Origin of the sequence: Paenibacillus qinlingensis, assembly GCF_013204845.1 — a bacterium.
GTDB classification, from domain to species: Bacteria; Bacillota; Bacilli; order Paenibacillales; family NBRC-103111; genus Paenibacillus_E; species Paenibacillus_E qinlingensis.
Genome location: NZ_JABMKY010000055.1, coordinates 1 through 728, shown reverse-complemented (window position 1 = coordinate 728; position 728 = coordinate 1). Strand labels below are relative to the sequence as shown.

The following is a 728-nucleotide window of genomic DNA, read 5'->3' as shown; positions in this document are numbered from 1 at the left end:
CCATTCGGACATCCCCGGATCAAAGCCTGCTTACGGCTCCCCGAGGCATTTCGTCGTTCGCCACGTCCTTCTTCGGCTCCTAGTGCCTAGGCATCCTCCGTGTGCTCTTTCTAGCTTAACCATTTATAGGGATCTTTGGCCTAAGCCAAAGTCTCTCCTAATTGAAAGAGTTTAAAGATTTTTGCATGATCCGAAGATCAAGCAACTTAAGTTCTTACTTTACGTTTTTGTTTCGTTATCTAGTTTTCAAGGAACAATGTTGCAACCATTACATTCGCGAAGCGATGTTGGTTGTCAACCGTTGTGCAATACTTCGAAATTAACTGGATTTCTTGTTGTTAATTTCGTCGATTTCGGAAGAATTAAGCATTTAACTGGAAATTCTACAGTTATTTCACGCTTAAAGTCTGAATCAGACCAAAAGTGATGAAATTAACTACATATTTTCATGTTAATTCACTTAAACACCTTAATCTCTCGAAATTAACTGGAGGTTTTCCACTTATTTCAGAAATATCGGCTATTTTGAAAGATTGCTCTTTCAAAACTGAACACGAGTGAGTTAAGCGATTTATATCCGAAGATACTTGACTGTGTCTATCAGACACGAGTCTCCATAGAAAGGAGGTGATCCAGCCGCACCTTCCGATACGGCTACCTTGTTACGACTTCACCCCAATCATCTACCCCACCTTCGGCGGCTGGCTCCCTTGCGGGTTACCCCACCG

The 728-nt window shown here is 42.2% G+C and carries 2 rRNA genes; both read right to left on the bottom strand.

What is annotated here, in order from left to right:
• Positions 1 to 121 (bottom strand): 23S ribosomal RNA (locus tag HQN88_RS37230); the annotation flags it as partial.
• 499 nt (positions 122 to 620) lie between these two features.
• A 16S ribosomal RNA gene (locus tag HQN88_RS37225) occupies positions 621 to 728 on the bottom strand; the annotation flags it as partial.